The following is a 19,774-nucleotide window of genomic DNA, read 5'->3' as shown; positions in this document are numbered from 1 at the left end:
TCCGGTGAGTGAGACTGGTCCACACCGTAGAAGTATGAGAAGTGAGGTCGGATGATGCGTACGCGTCCGCTGAAGGTGGCGCTGCTGGGCTGTGGAGTGGTCGGCTCAGAGGTGGCGCGCATCATGACGACGCACGCCGACGACCTCGCCGCGCGCATCGGCGCCCCGGTCGAGCTCGCCGGTGTCGCCGTCCGCCGGCCCTCGAAGGTGCGCGCGGGCATCGCCCCCGAGCTCATCACGACCGACGCGATGGCCCTGGTCAAACGGGGCGACATCGACGTCGTCGTCGAGGTCATCGGGGGCGTCGAGCCCGCCCGTACGCTCATCACCACCGCCTTCGAGCACGGCGCCTCCGTCGTCTCGGCCAACAAGGCGCTCCTCGCCCAGGACGGGCAGAGCCTGTACGCCGCCGCCGAGCAGCACGGCCGCGACCTGTACTACGAGGCCGCCGTCGCCGGCGCCATCCCGCTGATCCGGCCGCTGCGCGAGTCCCTCGCCGGTGACAAGGTCAACCGGGTGCTCGGCATCGTCAACGGCACGACCAACTTCATCCTCGACAAGATGGACACCTCCGGCGCTGGGTACTCCGAGGCGCTGGACGAGGCCACGGCCCTCGGGTACGCCGAAGCCGACCCGACCGCCGATGTCGAGGGCTTCGACGCGGCCGCCAAGGCCGCCATCCTCGCCGGGATCGCCTTCCACACGCGGGTCCGCCTCGACGACGTCTACCGCGAGGGCATGACCGAGGTCACCGCCGCCGACTTCGCCTCCGCCAAGCGCATGGGCTGCACCATCAAGCTGCTCGCCATCTGCGAGCGCGCCGCCGACGGCGGGTCCGTCACCGCGCGCGTGCACCCCGCGATGATCCCGCTCAGCCACCCGCTGGCCTCCGTCCGCGGCGCGTACAACGCCGTCTTCGTCGAGGCCGACGCCGCCGGGCAGCTCATGTTCTACGGACCCGGTGCCGGCGGCTCGCCGACCGCGTCCGCCGTCCTCGGCGACCTGGTCGCCGTCTGCCGCAACCGCCTCAACGACGCGACGGGGCCCGGCGAGTCCGCGTACACCCAGCTGCCCGTGAGCCCCATGGGCGACGTGGTGACGCGGTACCACATCAGCCTCGACGTGGCCGACAAGCCGGGCGTCCTCGCCCAGGTCGCGACGGTCTTCGCCGAGCACGGCGTATCCATCGATACGGTGCGCCAGCAGGGCAAGGACGGCGAGGCCTCCCTCGTCGTCGTCACCCACCGCGCGCCCGACGCCGCCCTCTCCGGGACCGTCGAAGCGCTGCGCAAGCTCGACACCGTGCGCGGTGTCGCCAGCATCATGCGTGTTGAAGGGGAGTAAGGACCCATGACCAGGACCCACCAGTGGCGCGGCATCATCGAGGAGTACCGGGACCGCCTTCCGGTCACGGACACGACGCCGGTCGTCACGCTCCGTGAGGGCGGTACGCCGCTCGTCCCGGCCCAGGTCCTCTCCGAGCGCACCGGCTGCGACGTACACCTCAAGGTCGAGGGCGCCAACCCCACCGGCTCCTTCAAGGACCGGGGCATGACCATGGCCATCACCCGGGCCAAGGAGGAGGGCGCGCAGGCCGTCATCTGCGCCTCCACCGGCAACACGTCGGCCTCCGCCGCCGCGTACGCCGTGCGCGCCGGGATGGTCTCCGCCGTCCTCGTGCCGCAGGGCAAGATCGCCCTCGGCAAGATGGGCCAGGCGCTCGTCCACGGCGCCAAGATCCTCCAGGTCGACGGCAACTTCGACGACTGCCTGGACCTCGCCCGCGCGCTCTCCGACAACTACCCGGTCGCGCTGGTCAATTCGGTCAACCCGGTCCGCATCGAGGGCCAGAAGACCGCCGCGTTCGAGATCGTGGACATGCTGGGCGACGCCCCCGACATCCACGTCCTGCCCGTCGGCAACGCCGGCAACATCACCGCGTACTGGAAGGGTTACACCGAGTACGCGGCGGACGCCCTCGCCACCCGCCGGCCGCGCATGTGGGGCTTCCAGGCCTCCGGCTCCGCGCCGCTCGTGCGCGGTCACGTCGTCAAGGACCCGTCGACCATCGCCACCGCGATCCGGATCGGCAACCCGGCCTCGTGGGACTACGCGATCGCCGCCCGCGACGAGTCCGGCGGCTTCATCGACGAGGTGACGGACCGTGAGATCCTGCGGGCCTACCGCCTGTTGGCCTCCCAGGAGGGCGTCTTCGTCGAGCCGGCGTCGGCCGCCTCCGTGGCCGGCCTGCTGAAGGCCGCCGAGCAGGGCAAGGTCGACCCGGGCCAGACGATCGTCTGCACGGTCACCGGCAACGGCCTGAAGGACCCCGACTGGGCGGTCGCCGGAGCGCCCCAGCCGGTCACCGTCCCCGTCGACGCGGCCGCGGCCGCCGAGCGGCTCGGCCTCGCGTAACCCGCCGGTGAGCGGTTCCCCGCGCGACCGCGCGGGGAAAAGCCGCACATCGGGCGGCTGTGGACACAGGAGCACAGGACGGCTCGCGACACGCATCGTGCGCCTCCTGTGCGCCCTATGTCGCCACAGAACCTTCCTTCGATAGGCTGTACCGAACCCACCCCGTCGCGTATGCGTCCGCATATGCCGCGGTACTGATGCCGTTGACACCGATACGGCCCCCGGGTCCCGCGTACACCTCGTACAAACCCCGTCGTCAGAGTCAAGGAGAGTCATCGAGCGATGGCCGGTCCCGCGTTCCGCGCCGCCGCCGTCCGGGTGCGCGTCCCCGCCACCAGCGCCAACCTCGGCCCGGGCTTCGACGCCCTCGGCCTGTCGCTGGGGCTGTACGACGACGTCGTCGTCCGGGTCGCCGACTCCGGGCTGCACATCGACATCGCCGGCGAGGGCGCCGACTCGCTCCCGCGCGATGAGAGCCACCTGCTCGTACGCTCCCTGCGCACGGCCTTCGACCTGCTCGGCGGGCAGCCCCGCGGCCTCGAGGTCGTCTGCGCCAACCGCATCCCGCACGGCCGGGGCCTCGGCTCCTCCTCGGCGGCCATCTGCGCCGGCATCGTGGCCGCCCGCGCGGTGACCATAGGCGGCGACGCCAAGCTCGACGACGCGGCGCTGCTGGAGCTCGCGACCGAGATCGAGGGCCACCCCGACAACGTCGCCGCCTGTCTGCTCGGCGGCTTCACGCTCGCCTGGACCGAGGGCGGCGCCGCCCGCGCGATCAGGATGGAGCCGTCGCGGTCCATCGTTCCGGTGGTTTTCGTCCCCGGAAAGCCGGTGCTCACCGAGACCGCCCGTGGCCTGCTGCCGCGCACCGTCCCCCATGTGGACGCCGCGGCCAACGCCGGCCGCGCGGCCCTGCTCGTCGAGGCGCTGACGCGGCGCCCGGAGCTGCTGCTCGCGGCCACCGAGGACCGGCTCCACCAGGAGTACCGGGCCCCCGCGATGCCGGAGAGCATCGCGCTTGTGAACCGACTGCGCGCGGACGGCGTCCCCGCGGTCATCTCCGGTGCGGGCCCCACGGTGCTCGCGCTGGCCGAGGACGGCGCGGCGGAGAAGGTCGCGCTCCTGGCGGGCGAGGGCTGGGCGGCCAACCGGCTCACCCTCGACCTCTCCGGTGCGAGCGTGCTGCCGCTCGCGCCGTAGGTCTCCGCCGGAACACGGATTGCCGGTGTTGGAGAGGGGGAATGTTTGTTGGAGCCGGTAGTGTTAACCTCAAGTCTGCACCCGACGTCTTTGTGGCGCGGTGCTGAGTGTCCCCTTCCGGGACCACCATTCTTCCGGGAGCCTCCTCCACTGCCTGAGCAGCCTGCCTGAGCAGTTTCGAGCACGCTCCGGAACCGGCGCGCGACACCCCTCGCTTTTCCCAGGAGCGGGCCGAGCAGGGGGCCTCGGGCCGGACCCAAGCACGTATCTCTCTTTCCGCCGCACCCGGCGGGACCACCGCCCCGACACGGACCACAGATCAGGGACCGCTGTCGGACAGCACAACCGGTCGCCGAGCCAGAAGGCCGACGTCCGCTCCAGGGAAGGACCCTTCGTGAGCGACACCACCGATCTGATGGGCGTGACTGCCGACACCAGCGTCGACACCCCCGCGCCCGCCGCAGGTGCTGCCACTGGCACCACCTCACGGCGCCGCCGCTCCGGCACCGGCCTCGAGGGCATGGTCCTGGCCGAGCTGCAGCAGGTCGCGTCCGGCCTCGGCATCAGGGGCACCGCGCGGATGCGCAAGAGCCAGCTGATCGAGGTCATCAAGGAGGCGCAGGCCGGGGGCACCGCCACCGCGCCGGGCGCCGGTGCGGCCGGAGCCGCCGAGACCAAGCCGAAGCGCCGCGCCACCTCCAAGGCCCGTACGGGCGACGAGGGCGCCACCGCCGGCAAGGCCGCCGCCACCAAGGCCGCGGACAAGGCGGAGAAGGCCGGCAAGGCCGAGGACATCGACGCCGCGCCCAAGACCGTGAAGGCCGGGCAGCCCGTCGCGCAGCAGCAGATCGAGATCCCCGGTCAGCCGGCCGCCGACGACCAGGGCATGGGCGAGCGCCGCCGTCGCCGGGCCACCGCGCCGGCCGGCAGCCCCGAGGGCGACACCCGCACCGAGGCCCGCGCCGACGTGCGGACCGACGTCCGCGCCGAGACCCGCACCGAGACCCGTACCGACGCGCAGGGCGACGCCAAGGCCGAGGCCTCCGTCGACACCGCTGAGGCGGGCCGCCGTGACCGCCAGCGTGACCGCGGGGAGCGCGGCGACCGCGGCGAGCGCCGTGACCGCCAGCGCGACCGCCGTGACCGCGGCAAGGGCGAAGGCGCCGACCAGCAGGGCGGCGGCCAGCGCCAGCAGCGCCAGGGCGGCCAGCAGGGCCAGACCGGCCCGCAGGACGACTTCGACGACGAGGGCGGCCGCCGGGGCCGTCGCGGCCGCTACCGCGACCGCCGTGGCCGCCGTGGCCGCGACGACTTCGCGGCCGGCGAGCCGCAGGTCTCCGAGGACGACGTCCTGATCCCCGTCGCGGGCATCCTGGACATCCTCGACAACTACGCGTTCATCCGGACCTCCGGCTACCTGCCCGGCCCGAACGACGTGTACGTCTCCCTCGCCCAGGTCCGCAAGCACGGCCTGCGCAAGGGCGACCACGTCACCGGCGCCGTGCGCCAGCCGAAGGAGGGCGAGCGCCGCGAGAAGTTCAACGCGCTGGTCCGCCTGGACTCGGCCAACGGCATGGCCGCCGACTCCGGCCGCGGCCGTCCCGAGTTCAACAAGCTGACGCCGCTCTACCCGCAGGACCGCCTCCGTCTGGAGACCGACCCGGGTGTGCTGACCACGCGGATCATCGACCTCGTGTCGCCGATCGGCAAGGGCCAGCGAGGCCTGATCGTGGCCCCGCCGAAGACCGGCAAGACCATGATCATGCAGGCGATCGCCAACGCGATCACCCACAACAACCCCGAGTGCCACCTGATGGTCGTCCTCGTCGACGAGCGTCCGGAAGAGGTCACCGACATGCAGCGGTCGGTCAAGGGCGAGGTCATCTCCTCGACCTTCGACCGCCCGGCCGAGGACCACACCACCGTCGCCGAGCTGGCCATCGAGCGCGCCAAGCGCCTCGTGGAGCTGGGCCACGACGTGGTCGTCCTGCTCGACTCGATCACCCGCCTGGGCCGCGCGTACAACCTCGCGGCCCCCGCCTCCGGCCGCATCCTGTCCGGTGGTGTCGACTCGACCGCGCTCTACCCGCCGAAGCGCTTCTTCGGTGCCGCGCGCAACATCGAGGACGGCGGCTCGCTGACCATCCTGGCCACCGCGCTGGTCGACACCGGCTCGCGCATGGACGAGGTGATCTTCGAGGAGTTCAAGGGCACCGGCAACATGGAGCTCAAGCTCGACCGGAAGCTCGCCGACAAGCGCATCTTCCCGGCCGTCGACGTCGACGCGTCCGGTACGCGCAAGGAGGAGATCCTGCTCGGCAGCGAGGAGCTCGCCATCGTCTGGAAGCTGCGCCGGGTGCTGCACGCGCTCGACCAGCAGCAGGCGATCGAGCTGCTGCTCGACAAGATGAAGCAGACGAAGTCGAACGCCGAGTTCCTGCTCCAGATCCAGAAGACGACGCCGTCGGCCGGAAACGGCAACGACTGACGCTCCGTCAGGAACCACTGAACCGCCCCCGTTACGCCAGTGACGGGGGCGGTTCGGCGTTGTAGGATCAGCGCGTCGTAGTGGGGGGGAACGCATTTACGAATGCGCTCACTGAGTCGACGGAGCCGGGCCCTGAAGAACCGGGCCGCTCCGCGCCGTTGTCCTTTTCCGGTGGCCTTCCGTGGCTCCTCTCCTCCCTGCGCGGACATCGAGAGGAGTTTCTGAGTGACATCTGCTCAGCGGAGGGCGCGCATAGCCCTCCCCGCGGCTGCCGCCGCATTCGCCCTGGGAGGCGCGCTGCTCGGCGGCGCCCCCGCCCAGGCGACCGACACCCAGCCGCTTTCCGGCGAGCGGACCGTGCGCCCGCTGCCCACGTCTTCCGAGGCGGAGCTGCGGGCCCGGGTCGAGGGTGTCGAATCCGTCCTGAAGAAGGACGCGTCCGAGGGCACGTCGAGCGACACGTCCAAGGACGCGTCGAGCGACGCGCCCGAGCCCGCGCCGAGCGGCTCGTCGTCGTCCTCCACGGTCGACCCGAAGATCATCAGCGGTACCCCGGCGACCATCGCCGAGGCGCCGTGGATGGTGCAGCTGTACTACTACGACCCCGCCGACGGCACCGGCTTCTTCTGCGGTGGCTCGCTGGTCGCGCCGAACAAGGTCCTCACCGCCGCGCACTGCGTGTACGGCACCAACTGGGCCCTCAACGGCACGGTCATCGGCGGTACGGAGAAGCTGTTCTCCACGACCGACGAGGGCATGGCCGTCGGCGTCGCCCGCCAGTGGGTGAACCCGGCGTACAACGACGCCACCATCAACGGTGACGTCGCGGTCCTGACGCTCACCGAGCCGCTGCCGTACAAGACGCTCCAGACGACGTCGGCCGACGACACCCTGTCGTACAAGGCGGGCACGCCGGGCACCGTCTACGGCTGGGGCCGGATCAGCTCCACCAGCGACGAGTCGGCCGAGACCCTGCAGAAGGCCACCGTGCCCATGCGGGCCGACAGCTCCTGCTCGGCGTACTTCGGCACCGACTTCGTCGCGGGCAACATGGTCTGCGCGGGCGAACCGGCCTCCGGCCAGGACGCCGGCACCGTGTCGCCGTGCAACGGCGACTCCGGCGGCCCGCTGGTCGTCAACGGCCGTATCGCCGGTGTGGTCTCGTGGGGCGTCAAGGACTGCGTCGAGTCGGGCGCGTACGGCGTCTACGCCAAGACGAGCACGTACGCGGGCCGCATCAACCCGCGGATCGACGACACGGACCTCAACTTCGACGGCCGGGCGGACCTTCTCGCCCGGACGAGCGGGGGCGAGCTCTTCGAGTACTACTCGCGGGGGACCACCGTCGGCGGACGCGTCTCGCTCGGCGACTGGAGCGGGACGAACCTGATCCGTCAGGCCGACCTGCAGCGGGACAACCACGCCGAGTTCATCGTGCGCACCACCAACGGTGACCTCCACTGGTTCCACCCGGACTTCGCCGCGGGCGAGTACGTCGCGACCCGCATCGGCGGCGGCTGGGGGGCGATGAAGTCCATCACCCTGCCCGGTGACGTCACCGGCGACGCGCAGGCCGACCTGCTCGCCGTCGACACCGCCGGCGTCATGTGGACCTACCCGGGCCGTGGCAACGGCACCTTCGGCAAGCGCGTCCAGGTGGGCTCCGGCTGGGGCGTCCTCACCCTCACGGGCAAGGGCGACTACACCGGAGACGGCCGTGCCGACCTGCTGGCGCGGGACTCCTCGGGGTCGCTGTACGTCTACCCGGGCCGTGGCTCGGCGACCGCTCCCTTCGGGAAGCGGACCTTCGTCGGCACGGGCTGGAACTTCACCGCGTACGCCGCCACCGGCGACGTGAACGGTGACGGCCGGGCGGACCTGTTCGCCCGCGACCGGGACGGCGTCCTGTGGTTCTACGCCGGCCGTGGCTCCGCCTCGGCGCCCTTCTCGCCGCGTACGAAGATCGGCAGCGGCTGGAACGCGTTCAACATCTTCGGCTGAGGCCGACCGCGGCGTGACCTCGGTCCCCCTCCGCCGGAGATCCGTGTCACAGTCGGCGCGGGCGGGCAGTCGGCCCGCATCACCCCCGTGACCTGGCTGTGACCTGGGAAAACAAGCACCTGTGCCCACCGTGCGCCGCACGGTGGGCACAGGTGTTTCCCGGAACCCCCCTCATCGGCGCGTGCAACCCTGTGGGCCGCTTCCCCGTCTGACGCGGCAGGGGAAGGACGGGAGACCCGAAGACCACGAGACCGAGGACACCCATGGCCGAGCAGGACCGCAGCCACAGCCGAATACGCGCCACCGGGCGCCGCCGCAAGCCGCCCGCCAAGGGCCGCAGGGCGCTCCGCGTCGCCGCCTGGTCGGCGGCGGGACTGGCGGTGGTCGGCGGCGGCGGGCTGGCGTACGGCTACGTCACCCTCAACGGCAACATCGACAGCGTCGACATCAACGCCCAGCTGCGCGACGACAACCGCCCCGACGACGTCGACAACGGCTCGATGGACATCCTCGTCCTCGGCTCCGACACCCGCGCCGGCGCCAACGGCGCCTACGGCCGTGACGAGGGCGCCGCCCGCTCCGACACCGCGATGATCCTCCACGTCCACGAGGGCCACCGGAAGGCCAGCGTCGTCTCCGTACCGCGCGACACGATCATCGAGCGGCCCGACTGCACCGACAAGGCCGGCCGCCCCGTGCCCGGCCAGCGCAAGGCCATGTTCAACACGGCGTACGAGGTCGGCGGCCCGGCCTGCGCGGTCAAGACCGTCGAGGCGATGTCCGGCATCCGCATGGACCACTACATCGAGGTCGACTTCACCGGCTTCAAGAAGCTCATCGACGAGCTCGGCGGCGTCGAGGTCACCACCACCGCGGCGATCAAGGACCCGTCCAGCCACCTCGACCTGGCGGCCGGCACCCACACCCTCTCCGGCGAGCAGGCCCTCGGCCTCGTCCGCACCCGCAAGGGCGTCGGCGACGGCAGCGACCTGGGCCGCATCCAGCTCCAGCAGGCGTTCATCAAGGCCTTCATCGAGCAGGTCAAGAGCGTCGGCGTCTTCACCAGCCCGCAGAAGCTCTGGGGCCTCGCCGACACCGCCACCAAGGCCATCACGCCCGACGCGGAGCTCGACACCGTCAAGGAGCTCGTCGGCTTCGCGCGCGGCCTGCAGCAGCTCGGCCCCGACGACGTCCACATGATCACGATGCCGGTGCGGTACGACCCCGCCGACCTCAACCGCGTCGTACCGCTGGAGGCCCAGTCCCGGCAGGTGTGGACCGCCCTGCGGCAGGACCGGCCGATCCCCGCGTCCGCGACGAAGGACGCCGCCACGGGCACGGCCCAGGGCGTGGTCCAGTAGCCCGCACCCCCTCCGCCCCGGCCCCGGAATAGATCCGGACCCACCCCGGTTTTGGGAGATACGGCCAGTCCTGGCAGACTGGTACGTCGGCCCCGGTTCACGCACGCGCATCCCGCCCGTGCGACCCGGCGCCCTCCCGAAACTAGGAGACACCTTGAAGCGCGACATCCACCCCGAGTACGTCGAGACGCAGGTCAGCTGCACCTGTGGCGCGTCGTTCACCACCCGTAGCACGATCCAGGGCGGCAACATCCGTGCCGAGGTCTGCTCCGAGTGCCACCCGTTCTACACGGGCAAGCAGAAGATCCTCGACACCGGTGGCCGTGTGGCCCGCTTCGAGGCCCGCTTCGGCAAGAAGGCTGCCGGCTCCGCCAAGTAGCGAGCCCCTGCGCCGGTCTCCGGCCGCCCCGGCGAGGGGCGGCCGGGACCGGCGTTTGCCGTCTCACTCCCGCAGCAGCCACCACCCGCGTACGAAAACCAGGAGCACCGATGTTCGAGGCGGTCGAGGAACTGATCGGCGAACACGCCGACCTCGAGAAGAAGCTCGCGGACCCCTCCGTCCACGCAGACCAGGCCAACGCGCGCAAGCTCAACAAGCGCTACGCCGAGCTGACCCCGATCGTCGCCACGTACCGCTCCTGGAAGCAGACCGGCGAGGACATCGAGACCGCCAAGGAGTTCGCGGCCGACGACCCCGACTTCGCCGCCGAGGTCAAGGTGCTGGAGAAGCAGCGCGAGCAGCTCACCGAGAAGCTCCGCCTGCTGCTGGTGCCGCGCGACCCCAGCGACGACAAGGACGTCATCCTGGAGATCAAGGCCGGCGCGGGCGGCGACGAGTCCGCCCTCTTCGCCGGCGACCTGCTGCGCATGTACCTGCGGTACGCCGAGCGGGTCGGCTGGAAGACCGAGATCATCGACGCCACCGAGTCCGAGCTCGGCGGCTACAAGGACGTCCAGGTCGCCGTGAAGACCAAGGGCGGCAACGGCGCCACCGAGCCCGGCCAGGGCGTCTGGGCGCGCCTGAAGTACGAGGGCGGCGTGCACCGCGTGCAGCGCGTGCCGGCCACCGAGTCGCAGGGCCGCATCCACACCTCCGCCGCCGGTGTCCTGGTGACCCCGGAGGCCGAGGAGATCGACGTCGAGATCCACGCCAACGACCTGCGCATCGACGTCTACCGGTCCTCCGGTCCCGGCGGCCAGTCCGTCAACACCACCGACTCCGCCGTCCGCATCACCCACCTGCCGACCGGCATCGTCGCCTCCTGCCAGAACGAGAAGAGCCAGCTCCAGAACAAGGAGCAGGCCATGCGTATCCTGCGCTCCAGGCTGCTCGCCGCCGCCCAGGAGGAGGCCGAGCGCAACGCTGCGGACGCGCGCCGCAGCCAGGTGCGCACCGTCGACCGGTCCGAGAAGATCCGTACGTACAACTTCCCGGAAAACCGGATCTCGGACCACCGGGTCGGCTTCAAGGCGTACAACTTGGACCAGGTGCTCGACGGGGACCTGGACGCCGTGATCCAGGCCTGCGTCGACGCCGACTCCGCGGCGAAGCTCGCCGCGGCCGCGTAAGACACACCCCGTACGGAGGACCAGCGTGCAGCGACATTCTGGGGGACGACCCCCAGGCCCCCGCACTCTGCTGCTTGCCGAGGTGGCCCAGGCCACCCAGCGGCTGGCCGACGCCGGCGTACCCTCACCGCGCTTCGACGCCGAGGAGCTCGCCGCGTTCGTGCACGGCGTCAAGCGGGGAGAGCTGCACACGGTCAAGGACGCGGACTTCGACGCCCGCTACTGGGAGACCATCGCCCGCCGCGAGGCCCGCGAGCCGCTCCAGCACATCACCGGACGGGCCTTCTTCCGCTACCTGGAGCTCCAGGTCGGCCCCGGCGTCTTCGTACCGCGCCCGGAGACCGAGTCGGTCGTCGGGTGGGCCATAGACGCCGTCCGCGCGATGGACGTCGTCGAGCCGCTCATCGTCGACCTGTGCACCGGCTCCGGCGCCATCGCCCTCGCCATGGCCCAGGAGGTGCCGCGCTCGCGCGTGCACGCCGTGGAGCTGTCCGAGGACGCACTGGTGTGGGCGCGCAAGAACGCCGAGGGGTCCAGGGTCACCGTCCACCACGGCGACGCCCTGACGGCCCTGCCCGAGCTCGACGGCCAGGTCGACCTGGTCATCTCCAACCCGCCGTACATCCCGCTCACCGAGTGGGAGTACGTCGCCCCCGAGGCCCGCGACCACGACCCGGAGATGGCGCTCTTCTCCGGCGAGGACGGCCTCGACACCATCCGCGGCATCGAGCGCACCGCCCACCGGCTGCTCCGCCCCGGCGGCCTCGTCGTCATCGAGCACGCCGACACGCAGGGCGGCCAGGTGCCGTGGATCTTCAACGAGGAAGCCGGCTGGACGGACGCTGCCGACCACCCGGACCTGAACAACCGCCCGCGCTTCGCGACCGCGCGCAAGGCGACCCCATGACACACGAGACCGTGTACGTGTACGAGGAGGCCCGTTAAATGGCTCGGCGATACGACTGCAACGACGCGACCGACCGCACGACCGGCCTGCGTGAGGCCGCGTCCGCCGTCCGCCGCGGCGAGCTCGTCGTGCTGCCCACCGACACCGTGTACGGGATCGGTGCGGACGCCTTCAGCGTGGAGGCCGTCGCCGACCTGCTGGCGGCCAAGGGGCGCGGCCGCAACATGCCGACCCCGGTGCTGATCGGCTCGCCCAACACCCTGCACGGCCTGGTCACGGACTTCTCCGAGCAGGCGTGGGAGCTCGTCGACGCCTTCTGGCCCGGCGCGCTCACCCTGGTCACCAAGCACCAGCCGTCCCTCCAGTGGGACCTCGGCGACACCCGCGGCACCGTCGCGATCCGGATGCCGCTGCACCCGGTCGCCATCGAACTGCTCACCGAGGTCGGCCCGATGGCCGTCTCCTCGGCGAACCTCACCGGGCACCCGTCGCCCGAGGACTGCGACGCCGCGCAGGGCATGCTCGGCGACTCGGTCTCGGTCTACCTCGACGGCGGCCCGACCCCCGGCAACGTCCCGTCCTCGATCGTCGACGTCACCGGCAAGGTCCCGGTCCTGCTGCGCGCGGGCGCGCTCTCCGCGGACGAGCTGCACAAGGTGGTACCCGATCTCGAGGTGGCCAATTGACCGCCCCTGAGGGGCGTGGCATAGGCGGCACGGAGACCGACACCTTCCGCATCCTCCACGTCAGCACCGGCAACGTCTGCCGCTCGCCCATCACCGAGCGGCTGACCCGCCATTTCCTCTGCGACCGCCTGGGCGACCCCCTGGGCGGCGGCCTGGTCGTGGAGAGCGCCGGCACCTGGGGCCACGAAGGCGCCCCCATGGAGGCCAACGCCGAGATCGTCCTCGCCGACTTCGGCGCGGACGCGAGCGGCTTCGTCGGCCGCGAGCTGCTCGACGAGCACGTCATCCGCGCGGACCTGGTCCTCACGGCGACCCGCGACCACCGGGCGCAGGTCATCTCGATGGGGCACAGCGCGGGCCTGCGCACCTTCACCCTGAAGGAGTTCACCCGCCTGGTGCGGGCGATAGATCCGGCCACGCTCCCCGACCCGTCGAACGACGGCGTGGTCGAACGCGCCCGCGCCCTGGTCCGCGCGGCGGCGGCCCTGCGCGGCTGGCTGCTGGCCCCGAGCGCGGAGGCGGACGAGGTCAACGACCCGTACGGGGCCCCGATCACCTTCTTCCGCTCGATCGGCGACGAGATCCAGCAGGCGCTGGACCCGGTGGTGACGGCGCTGACCGGGGTGCCCACGCCGCGCTGACCGGATCTCCCGCCGGGCGGAGTCCGGCGCGCGCTCCGCGGCCTGGGAGGCCCCCCGGGGCCGAGCAGTGCGAGGGGCGCATCGGGAAGGTGCTCCAGCAGGCGCTGGACCCGGTGGTGACGGCGCTGACGGGCGTGCCCACGCCGCGCTGAGGCCGCTCGTGCGTGTGCCGACGCCGCGCTGAGGGCCGTCGGGGGCGTGCCCACGCCGCGCTGAGCCCCTCACGGGTGTTCCCGTGCGGCGCAGAGCCCGGTGCGGGCCTACATTGGGGCGTAGACGGGGGCCCGCCCACGCCTGGAGCCACAGATGCCGGTCACCGCTGCTGCCGCCGCCGACGCGCGTCTCGCCGCGTACGGTCCGGACGCCGACGCCCTGCGCCGGCAGGACCCGCAGATCGCCGACGTACTGGCCGGGGAGGCGCGGCGGCAGGCCGACGGGCTGCAGCTCATCGCCGCCGAGAACTTCGCCTCGCCCGCCGTGCTCGCCGCCCTCGGCTCGCCGCTCGCCAACAAGTACGCCGAGGGCTACCCCGGCGCCCGCTACCACGGCGGCTGCGAGTTCGCGGACGCCGCCGAGCGGCTCGCCGTCGAGCGGGCCACCGCGCTCTTCGGGGCCGACCACGCGAACGTCCAGGCCCACTCCGGCTCGCAGGCCGTCCTCGCGGCTTACGCGGCGCTGCTGAGGCCCGGGGACACCGTGCTGGCCATGGGCCTGCAGTACGGCGGACACCTCACCCACGGCGCGCCGGCCAACTTCTCGGGCCGTTGGTTCGACTTCGTCCCGTATGGCGTCGACGCCGAGTCCGGGCTCATCGACTACGAGCAGGTCCGCGTCCTCGCGCACGAGCACCGGCCGAAGGCGATCGTCTGCGGCTCGATCTCGTACCCGCGGCACATCGACTACGCGGCCTTCCGCGAGATCGCCGACGAGGTCGGGGCGTGCCTGATCGCCGACGCCGCCCACCCCATCGGGCTGGTGGCGGGCGGCATGGCGCCCAGCCCCGTCCCGTACGCCGACGTGGTGTGCGCGACCACGCACAAGGTGCTGCGCGGGCCGCGCGGCGGCATGGTGCTGTGCGGCGCGGAGCTCGCGGAGCGGATGGACCGGGCGGTGTTCCCGTTCACGCAGGGCGGCGCGCAGATGCACACGATCGCGGCGAAGGCGGTGGCGTTCGGGGAGGCGGCGACCGACGCGTACCGCGCGTACGTCCGGCGGGTCGTGGCGAACGCGCGGGCGCTCGCGGAGGCGCTCGCCGCCGAGGGGTTCGCCCTCACCACCGGCGGCACCGACACCCATCTGATCAGCGCCGACGCCACGCCCCTGGGCGTGGACGGACGGGTCGCCAAGGCCCGTCTCGCGGCCTGCGGCATCGTGCTGGACACATGCGCCCTGCCGTACGGCGACGGGCGCGGCATCCGCCTCGGCACGGCCGCGGTGACGACGCAGGGGATGGGGCCCGCGGAGATGGCGCGGATCGCCGCGCTGTTCACGGCGGCGCTGCGGGCGGACGACGCGCAGAAGGCACCGCGCGTCCGCTCCGATGTGCGGGAACTCGCCGAAGGATTTCCCCCGTATCGGGGGTAGAAGCGGGGCCGTGGAACCGTCGCGGCCGTCCGCGTGTCCTCAAGCACAGGGCGACCGGGACTAGGGTGTGGGGCTGAGATGGCCAGCGATTCCTGTGGGGCAGCCCGTGCGTGATTACCTGCTGACGCTCTGTGTCACGGCCGCGGTGACCTATCTGCTGACCGGTCCGGTGCGGAAGTTCGCCATCGCGGCCGGAGCGATGCCCGAGATCCGCGCCCGCGACGTGCACCGAGAACCGACGCCGCGGCTCGGCGGCATCGCCATGTTCTTCGGACTGTGCGCGGGGCTGCTCGTCGCGGACCACCTGCAGAACCTCAACAGCGTCTTCGAGCTGTCGAACGAGCCGCGCGCCCTGCTGTCGGGCGCCGCGCTGATCTGGCTGATCGGCGTGCTGGACGACAAGTTCGAGATCGACGCGCTGATCAAGCTCGGCGGGCAGATGATCGCCGCGGGCGTCATGGTGATGCAGGGCCTGACGATCCTGTGGCTGCCGATCCCCGGCGTCGGCACGGTCGCGCTCACCCAGTGGCAGGGCACGCTGCTGACGGTCGCCCTGGTGGTCATCACCATCAACGCGGTGAACTTCGTCGACGGCCTCGACGGCCTCGCGGCCGGCATGGTGTGCATCGCCGCGGCCGCGTTCTTCCTCTACGCGTACCGGATCTGGTTCGGCTACACGATCGAGGCCGCCGCCCCCGCGACGCTCTTCGCGGTGATCCTCATGGGCATGTGCCTGGGCTTCCTGCCGCACAACATGCACCCGGCGCGGATCTTCATGGGCGACTCCGGCTCGATGCTCATCGGCCTGGTCCTCGCCGCCTCCGCCATCTCCATCACCGGCCAGGTCGACCCCGACGCGCTGAAGATCTTCGAGGGCTCGACCCGCCAGGCCACGCACGCCGCGCTGCCGGTCTTCATCCCGCTGCTGCTGCCGCTGACGATCATCGCCATCCCGATGGCGGACCTGGTCCTGGCCATCGTGCGCCGCACCTGGAACGGCCAGTCGCCGTTCGCCGCGGACCGCGGGCACCTGCACCACCGGCTGCTGGAGATCGGGCACTCGCACAGCCGCGCCGTTCTGATCATGTACTTCTGGTCGGCGCTCATCGCCTTCGGCACGCTGGCCTACTCGGTGCACTCCGCGTCGATGTGGATCGTGCTGGTGATCGTCGCGCTCTCCGCGATCGGCCTGGTGCTCCTGCTGCTACCGCGCTTCACGCCGCGCGCCCCGCGCTGGGCGGAGTCGTTCGTTCCGCCGCGCTACCGACGCCGCAAGCCGGCGGTGGAGCCGCTGCCCCCGCTCGCGTACGAGGGGGAGGGCGAGGAGCGCGTGCCCGTCCCGGCGGGTGTCAACGGGGCGACCGCGCTGGGCGCCCGTTCCACCCTCCCCGACCGGCGGAAGGCGGGAACGCGCGGTTGACGAACGCCGCGGACGCGCCCATTACCACCCAGAACGGCGCGCCGCCGCGCACACACGCGCAGGGTCACTCTCATGTGTGAGAGTTGGCACACCTCTGAGTAAAGACCTATTCAAATAGTTTGTGATACCGTTCACGAGTACCCGGCGACACCGCCGAAGGGCCGTAGTGCGACGGCCCCTTGGCCCCGAGACCCACCTCGGACCGGGCTTACGCTCGTCCATGACGACACCACTGCCCCCACCAGCAAGCGGAGATGCCGCCATGCCCTCCAACGACGTCCGCACCCTCCTGCACACCGCCGTACCAGCCGTTGCCGCCGGCGCCATCGCGACCGTCGTGAGCGGTGTGGTCGCCGGTGGCGAGGGAGCCATCGGCGCGGTGGCGGGCACGCTCGTGGTCGTCCTCTTCATGGGTATCGGGCTCGTGGTGCTCCAGCGGACGGCGAAGTCCATGCCGCAGCTCTTCCAGGCCATGGGCCTCATGCTCTACACGGCCCAGCTGCTGGTGCTCTTCATCTTCCTGAGCCTGCTGAAGGGCACCACGCTCTTCGACTTCAAGGCATTCAGTCTCACGCTGCTCGCGACGACCATCGTGTGGGTCGCGGCGCAGGCGCGTGCGTACATGAAAGCCAAGGTCCTCTACGTCGAGCCCGAGAAATCGGGGTCCACGACGTGAGAGGTAGGGCCGGGATAAATGCGCGTTCGAGATGCTGCTATCGTCCGGTGCCAACTGCGGCACTGCGGGCGCGGGCATCCGAGCTGACGCCTGTCCCAGCGCGAGGCGAGACGCCGACCCGCCGCCCCCCCAACCGTAAGACCAGTCCAGTGCCGAACCGCGGCTGCGTGCCGCGCCGACACAACGAGGTTGCCGTACCTATGCGCCACGCTGAAGGAGCCCGCGGTGAGTGCTGACCAGACGCTTGCCTTCGACCCGAGCTGTCACATCTTCACCGGATGCGGCTTCCCGGCGCCGGGCCTCCACACGTTCATGTACGAGCCCATCGCCAACATCGGCGGTTTCGAATTCACGAAGCCGATGCTGCTGGCCCTGCTGGGCTCGATTCTGATCGTCGGGTTCTTCTGGGCCGCCTTCGCGAAGCCGAAGCTCGTCCCGGGCAAGCTCCAGATGGTCGGCGAGGCCGGGTACGACTTCGTGCGCCGCGGCATCGTCTACGAGATCATCGGCAAGAAGGACGGCGAGAAGTACGTCCCCTTCATGGTGTCGCTGTTCTTCTTCGTCTGGGTCATGAACCTCTGGTCGATCATTCCGCTCGCCCAGTTCCCGGTCACCTCGCTGATCGCCTTCCCGGCCGGTCTCGCGCTGATCGTCTACGTGATGTGGGTCAGCCTCACCTTCAAGAAGCACGGCTTCGTGGGCGGCTGGAAGAACATCACCGGCTATGACAAGTCGCTCGGCGCGATCCTGCCGCTGATCGTCTTCCTCGAGTTCTTCTCGAACCTGATCATCCGGCCGTTCACGCACGCGGTGCGACTCTTCGCGAACATGTTCGCGGGTCACCTGCTGATCGTGATGTTCTCGCTGGCGAGCTGGTACCTGCTGAACGGCATCGGCATCGCCTACGCGGCCACGTCGTTCGTGATGGTCGTCGTGATGACCGCTTTCGAGCTCTTCATCCAGGCGGTCCAGGCGTACGTCTTCGTCCTCCTGGCCTGCAACTACGTGCAGGGCGCGCTCGCCGAGCACCACTGATCGGCCTGGGCCCCCCGCCCCCCAAACCACCAGACGTCCGGTGGCCAACCCCCACCGGATCCTTGAAAGAGAAGGAAGAACCGGCATGTCCGCTCTCGACAACCTCGCCGCTGTCACCGGAAACGTCGCCTCCATCGGCTACGGCCTCGCGGCCATCGGCCCCGGCGTCGGCGTCGGCATCATCTTCGGTAACGGCACCCAGGCCCTCGCCCGCCAGCCCGAGGCGGCCGGTCTGATCCGTACCAACCAGATCATGGGTTTCGCCTTCTGTGAGGCGCTCGCCCTCATCGGCATCGTCATGGGCTTCGTCTACCCGTCCGCCTGATCCGGACCGGCAGACCAACCCCTTTCACGGAAGGCACTGATGTGAACGCTCTGTTCCTTGCGGCAGCGGAGGAGCCCCAGCCTCCTCTGATCCCGCATCTCGACGAGCTCGTCATCGGCCTGATCGCCTTCGTCATCGTCTTCGGCTTCCTGGCCAAGAAGCTCCTCCCGAACATCAACAAGGTTCTGGACGAGCGTCGCGAGGCCATCGAGGGCGGCATCGAGAAGGCCGAGTCGGCCCAGATCGAAGCCCAGAGTGTGCTGGAGCAGTACAAGGCTCAGCTCGCCGAGGCCCGTCACGAGGCCGCGCGGCTGCGTCAGGAGGCGCAGGAGCAGGGCGCCGCGATCATCCAGGAGATGAAGGCGGAGGGCCAGCGCCAGCGCGAGGAGATCATCGCGGCCGGCCACGCCCAGATCGAGGCCGACCGCAAGGCCGCGGCGACCGCGCTGCGTCAGGACGTGGGCAAGCTCGCCACCGACCTGGCCGGCAAGCTGGTCGGCGAGTCCCTCGAGGACGTCGCCCGCCAGAGCCGCACCATCGACCGCTTCCTCGACGAGCTCGAGGAGAAGGCCGAGGCCGCCCGATGAACGGAGCGAGCCGCGAGGCACTGGCCGCCGCACGCGAGCGTCTCGACGCGCTGACCGACAACACGTCGGTCGACGTGGCGAAGCTCGCCGGCGAGCTGGCCGCCGTCACCGCGCTGCTCGACCGCGAGGTATCGCTGCGTCGGGTCCTGACCGACCCGGCGCAGGCCGGCGAGGCCAAGGCCGAGCTGGCCGCGCGACTGCTGAGCGGTCAGGTGGGCGGGGAAGCCGTCGACCTGGTCTCCGGCATGGTCCGCTCCCGCTGGTCGTACTCGCGCGACCTGGTCGACGCGCTGGAGGAGCTGGCGAACACCGCCGACCTCTCCGCCGCGCAGAAGGCCGGCGCGCTGGACGACGTCGAGGACGAGCTGTTCCGGTTCGGCCGGATCGTCGCGTCCAGCACCGAGCTGCGGGCCGCGCTGACCGACAAGGCCGCCACCACGTCCGCCAAGAGCGAGCTGCTGCGCAGCCTGCTCGGCGGCAAGGCCGATCCGGCCACGGAGCGGCTCATCGTGCGTCTTGTGACGCAGCCGCGGGGACGTAGCCTGGAGGCGGGACTCGAATCCCTGTCCAAGCTCGCCGCGGCGCGCCGGGACCGCATGGTCGCGGTCGTCACCTCGGCGGTGCCGCTCAGCGACCAGCAGAAGCAGCGCCTCGGCGCCGTGCTGGCGAAGCTGTACGGCCGGCAGATGCACCTGAACCTGGACGTGGACCCCACGGTCCTCGGCGGGATCTCCGTGCGCGTCGGCGACGAGGTCATCGACGGCACCGTCGTCAACCGTCTCGCAGAGGCGGCCCGGCGGCTGGCCGGCTGAGGCCACCAACTCAACAAGCGTTACCTACGGCCCGGTTGGGCCGTGCACAGGATGCAGAAGTTCTGGG

Annotated in this window: 18 protein-coding genes; all 18 read left to right on the top strand. The window is 71.1% G+C overall.

Features of this window, described 5'->3' with window-relative positions; genetic code table 11:
• Positions 1–54: 54 nt before the first annotated feature.
• A complete protein-coding gene (locus tag AC07FJ_RS10985) occupies positions 55–1,344 on the top strand; it encodes a homoserine dehydrogenase (protein ID WP_361419794.1) in 1,290 nt (429 codons plus the stop codon).
• A gap of 6 nt (positions 1,345–1,350) precedes the next feature.
• Positions 1,351–2,415, top strand: coding sequence for a threonine synthase (thrC, locus tag AC07FJ_RS10980; RefSeq protein WP_361419054.1), 1,065 nt, complete (start codon positions 1,351–1,353; stop codon positions 2,413–2,415).
• A gap of 282 nt (positions 2,416–2,697) precedes the next feature.
• Entirely contained in the window at positions 2,698–3,615 is a 918-nt protein-coding gene (gene thrB, locus AC07FJ_RS10975; protein WP_361419051.1) for a homoserine kinase, read from the top strand.
• Positions 3,616–4,009: 394 nt separating this feature from the next.
• Entirely contained in the window at positions 4,010–6,103 is a 2,094-nt protein-coding gene (rho, locus tag AC07FJ_RS10970; RefSeq protein ID WP_479047605.1) for a transcription termination factor Rho, read from the top strand.
• 225 nt (positions 6,104–6,328) lie between these two features.
• Complete coding sequence (locus tag AC07FJ_RS10965) at positions 6,329–8,104, top strand: trypsin-like serine protease (protein ID WP_479047603.1); 1,776 nt, start codon at positions 6,329–6,331, stop codon at positions 8,102–8,104.
• 263 nt (positions 8,105–8,367) lie between these two features.
• A complete protein-coding gene (locus AC07FJ_RS10960; RefSeq protein WP_479047601.1) occupies positions 8,368–9,465 on the top strand; it encodes an LCP family protein in 1,098 nt (365 codons plus the stop codon).
• 154 nt (positions 9,466–9,619) lie between these two features.
• On the top strand, positions 9,620–9,844 hold the full coding sequence (rpmE, locus tag AC07FJ_RS10955) for a 50S ribosomal protein L31 (RefSeq protein WP_355362886.1): 225 nt from the start codon (positions 9,620–9,622) through the stop codon (positions 9,842–9,844).
• Positions 9,845–9,954: 110 nt separating this feature from the next.
• Positions 9,955–11,034 (top strand): peptide chain release factor 1, encoded by a 1,080-nt coding sequence (gene prfA / locus AC07FJ_RS10950; protein WP_479047598.1) that lies wholly within the window; start codon positions 9,955–9,957, stop codon positions 11,032–11,034.
• A gap of 25 nt (positions 11,035–11,059) precedes the next feature.
• Positions 11,060–11,941, top strand: a complete 882-nt coding sequence (prmC, locus tag AC07FJ_RS10945; RefSeq protein ID WP_361419037.1) for a peptide chain release factor N(5)-glutamine methyltransferase — start codon at positions 11,060–11,062, stop codon at positions 11,939–11,941.
• A gap of 38 nt (positions 11,942–11,979) precedes the next feature.
• Positions 11,980–12,627: an L-threonylcarbamoyladenylate synthase gene (locus AC07FJ_RS10940; protein WP_479047596.1), complete on the top strand. Its 648-nt coding sequence runs from the start codon at positions 11,980–11,982 to the stop codon at positions 12,625–12,627.
• Positions 12,624–13,268 carry an arsenate reductase/protein-tyrosine-phosphatase family protein gene (locus tag AC07FJ_RS10935; protein ID WP_479047594.1) on the top strand — a complete coding sequence of 215 codons (645 nt, stop codon included), beginning with the start codon at positions 12,624–12,626 and terminating at the stop codon, positions 13,266–13,268. Before AC07FJ_RS10940 ends, AC07FJ_RS10935 begins: the two co-directional genes overlap by 4 nt.
• A gap of 306 nt (positions 13,269–13,574) precedes the next feature.
• Entirely contained in the window at positions 13,575–14,852 is a 1,278-nt protein-coding gene (locus AC07FJ_RS10930) for a serine hydroxymethyltransferase (protein WP_479047592.1), read from the top strand.
• A gap of 106 nt (positions 14,853–14,958) precedes the next feature.
• On the top strand, positions 14,959–16,272 hold the full coding sequence (locus AC07FJ_RS10925; protein WP_479047591.1) for an MraY family glycosyltransferase: 1,314 nt from the start codon (positions 14,959–14,961) through the stop codon (positions 16,270–16,272).
• A 262-nt stretch (positions 16,273–16,534) separates the two neighbouring features.
• A complete protein-coding gene (locus tag AC07FJ_RS10920) occupies positions 16,535–16,948 on the top strand; it encodes a Cg1360 family ATP-synthase-associated protein (RefSeq protein ID WP_361419026.1) in 414 nt (137 codons plus the stop codon).
• Between the two features lie 225 nt (positions 16,949–17,173).
• Entirely contained in the window at positions 17,174–17,983 is an 810-nt protein-coding gene (atpB, locus tag AC07FJ_RS10915; protein WP_355362870.1) for a F0F1 ATP synthase subunit A, read from the top strand.
• 85 nt (positions 17,984–18,068) lie between these two features.
• On the top strand, positions 18,069–18,308 hold the full coding sequence (gene atpE / locus AC07FJ_RS10910) for an ATP synthase F0 subunit C (protein ID WP_031073813.1): 240 nt from the start codon (positions 18,069–18,071) through the stop codon (positions 18,306–18,308).
• Between the two features lie 41 nt (positions 18,309–18,349).
• Positions 18,350–18,895, top strand: coding sequence for a F0F1 ATP synthase subunit B (locus AC07FJ_RS10905; RefSeq protein WP_031073811.1), 546 nt, complete (start codon positions 18,350–18,352; stop codon positions 18,893–18,895).
• Positions 18,892–19,707, top strand: a complete 816-nt coding sequence (locus AC07FJ_RS10900) for a F0F1 ATP synthase subunit delta (protein ID WP_479047586.1) — start codon at positions 18,892–18,894, stop codon at positions 19,705–19,707. The genes AC07FJ_RS10905 and AC07FJ_RS10900 overlap by 4 nt, the downstream gene beginning before the upstream one ends.
• Positions 19,708–19,774 lie beyond the last annotated feature (67 nt).

The sequence above is a fragment of the Streptomyces sp. NPDC045998 genome (assembly GCF_056430285.1).
This window is presented reverse-complemented; position numbering and strand designations above follow the sequence as displayed.

Bases quoted from the DNA above. Each gene is read 5' to 3' on its own strand.
- AC07FJ_RS10985 (WP_361419794.1), top strand. From the start codon at position 55: ATGCGTACGCGTCCGCTGAAGGTGGCGCTGCTGGGCTGTGGAGTGGTC.
- prfA (WP_479047598.1), top strand. From the start codon at position 9,955: ATGTTCGAGGCGGTCGAGGAACTGATCGGCGAACACGCCGACCTCGAG.
- AC07FJ_RS10900 (WP_479047586.1), top strand. From the start codon at position 18,892: ATGAACGGAGCGAGCCGCGAGGCACTGGCCGCCGCACGCGAGCGTCTC.
- AC07FJ_RS10930 (WP_479047592.1), top strand. From the start codon at position 13,575: ATGCCGGTCACCGCTGCTGCCGCCGCCGACGCGCGTCTCGCCGCGTAC.
- AC07FJ_RS10920 (WP_361419026.1), top strand. From the start codon at position 16,535: ATGCCCTCCAACGACGTCCGCACCCTCCTGCACACCGCCGTACCAGCC.
- atpE (WP_031073813.1), top strand. From the start codon at position 18,069: ATGTCCGCTCTCGACAACCTCGCCGCTGTCACCGGAAACGTCGCCTCC.
- thrC (WP_361419054.1), top strand. From the start codon at position 1,351: ATGACCAGGACCCACCAGTGGCGCGGCATCATCGAGGAGTACCGGGAC.
- AC07FJ_RS10940 (WP_479047596.1), top strand. From the start codon at position 11,980: ATGGCTCGGCGATACGACTGCAACGACGCGACCGACCGCACGACCGGC.
- AC07FJ_RS10960 (WP_479047601.1), top strand. From the start codon at position 8,368: ATGGCCGAGCAGGACCGCAGCCACAGCCGAATACGCGCCACCGGGCGC.
- thrB (WP_361419051.1), top strand. From the start codon at position 2,698: ATGGCCGGTCCCGCGTTCCGCGCCGCCGCCGTCCGGGTGCGCGTCCCC.